The organism is Microtetraspora sp. AC03309 (assembly GCF_020826795.1).
In the GTDB taxonomy this organism is placed as follows: domain Bacteria; phylum Actinomycetota; class Actinomycetes; order Streptosporangiales; family Streptosporangiaceae; genus Microtetraspora; species Microtetraspora glauca.
The window spans coordinates 1-447 of record NZ_JADDIL010000516.1; the positions used below are offsets into that span (position 1 = coordinate 1).

Genomic DNA, 447 nt, shown 5'->3' on the forward strand with positions numbered 1-447 from the left:
GGAGAGGTCACCCGGTGAGGCTTGGTTGACGAAGAAACCCAGCACCGCGGTGTCGACGCAGGCATCCCCGTTGAAGACCACGGTGTGTTGGGTGCCGTTGAACGAGATGAGTGAGGCGCCCATTTGCCGGGCCAGATCCACACCGGCTTGATACGGCGTGGCCGGGTCGCCGGTGGTCGACACCACCACGACCTTTCCGGGGCCGGGTCCCGTCACCGGGTGCGGCGCTGACGTCGCCGGCACCGGCCACAGTGCGCAGATGTCGCGGGGTGCGTAACCCGTGAACTCGCCGTAGGACATGAACGGGGCCGCGGCACGCAGACGCCGATCGGCGTCGGCCCACACCGCCGGATCGGTGGGGAACGGCGTGTCGACACACCGGATCGCGGTGAACGCATCCTGCATGTTCTTGTAATGCCCGGCGTCGTTGCGACGCCAGTAGTCGTC

1 protein-coding gene is annotated in these 447 nt (G+C 67.3%); it reads right to left on the reverse strand.

Going from position 1 to position 447, the window contains the following annotated elements; all coding sequences use genetic code 11:
* Positions 1-447 (reverse strand): alpha/beta hydrolase (locus tag IMZ11_RS44140; RefSeq protein ID WP_228649722.1); only part of this gene is annotated, 447 nt, incomplete at both ends.